This window comes from Roseburia sp. OM04-10BH (assembly GCF_003462605.1).
Lineage (GTDB): Bacteria > Bacillota > Clostridia > Lachnospirales > Lachnospiraceae > Roseburia_C > Roseburia_C amylophila.
In genome coordinates this window covers 1-1,346 of sequence record NZ_QTZI01000037.1, presented here as the reverse complement: position 1 = coordinate 1,346, position 1,346 = coordinate 1, and the positions used below count along the sequence as shown (strand labels likewise).

The window sequence follows — 1,346 nt, the reverse complement described above, 5'->3', positions numbered from 1 at the left end:
GGGTTATAGGACAAAACGTGTTGATGGCTAATCCCATTCTGTAAAAGATTTATCCATCTTATGGAGGTCACTCCACACAATGGCATCACCCCAAAGTGAAAGACTCTTTTCCAACCGGGATTTATCATTCATCCTTTGATATATTGCTGCAATACTTCTATCTGTAGGCATAGTTTTTATTATTTCAGACAATGAAAGCGGTTCTGGAGAGTGCATATAACACCACCAGTAAACCGCTTTTATTCGTCTTTCTATAGAAAGTCCTCTATGATTTCTCAACATTTCTCTGAGTCTTGAGTTGATTCCGCCTTCAATTCTGTTATTCGTAGATGGTGCAATGAAATCATTTATAAATTCCTTATCCAGGTATGTAAACAGTGTGTTTTCTTTGATAAGTTTAAGAAGGGATCTCTCTGCTTTAAGCAGTCTCTCATGAGTTGGTCTTTTATTACCATGCTCATCTACCGTCATTTCTCTAAGAAATTCCTGATACTTCTTTATCCACTCAGTGAAACGAGTTACCCATGTTTCTGCCTCTTGTTTCTCTTTTATTTTAAGTAAATCTTTAGCCAGACAATAAAGCTCTACTCCAGCTAATGTATTAGGTTTGGACGTTGTATAACGTTTTATCTGGCAGAATACATGAAATATACATCTTTGATGTTTTGCTATTGGCCATACTTTTTTTCAGTGCTTTTGCAAATCCTGTTCCACCATCTGATACAACCATTCTTGGCTCAGCTATACGCTTCATTAAAGCAATCCAGGCACCTGCATGTTCATATCGGCACAAATACCATCCAAGTACATTTTTCTCATCGCAGCAGATTAGCACACAGGCCTTTCGGCCAAGATAAATTCCATCAAGAAAAAGAACATCTTTGGTTTCTTCTATTTTCGGTGGCATCGGCCATATATCCCAAAATCTTGCTGTCTTTCTTCTAAATGTTCTTCCTTCTCCTGGCATTATTGATTGAGTTTCTTTTCCAAACAACCAATCTAAGAAGATTTGTAACTCCTTTGAATCATTATCTATTTTATGTGTTAACGAAGTTTTGCATTTCTTGCATAGCCAGCGTTGTGTTCCCGCTTTTGTTTTTCCTGCTTTAACACATTTGTTTCCACAAATAGGACAATTTATCTGATTCATTTAATCTTCCTCCATGGTTTTCTATTTCAAGAAAGATTAAACTCTGTTTTGCCCTTTATTTTCAAGGGTTAGAGCATTTTTTATCAACACGTTTTGTCCACCCTCAAAGTTCTTTGAAAAAAGATTAAACCGCCTTCAGCCCTTTATTTTCAAGGCTTGAAAGCGGTTTTCATCAACACATTTTGTCCTATAACTC

At 36.6% G+C, this 1,346-nt stretch carries 1 pseudogene; it reads right to left on the bottom strand.

The features are described 5' to 3' along the window. Window positions 1-27 precede the first annotated feature (27 nt). A pseudogene (locus tag DXB43_RS14945) lies at window positions 28-1,150 on the bottom strand (IS1249 family transposase). Window positions 1,151-1,346 lie beyond the last annotated feature (196 nt).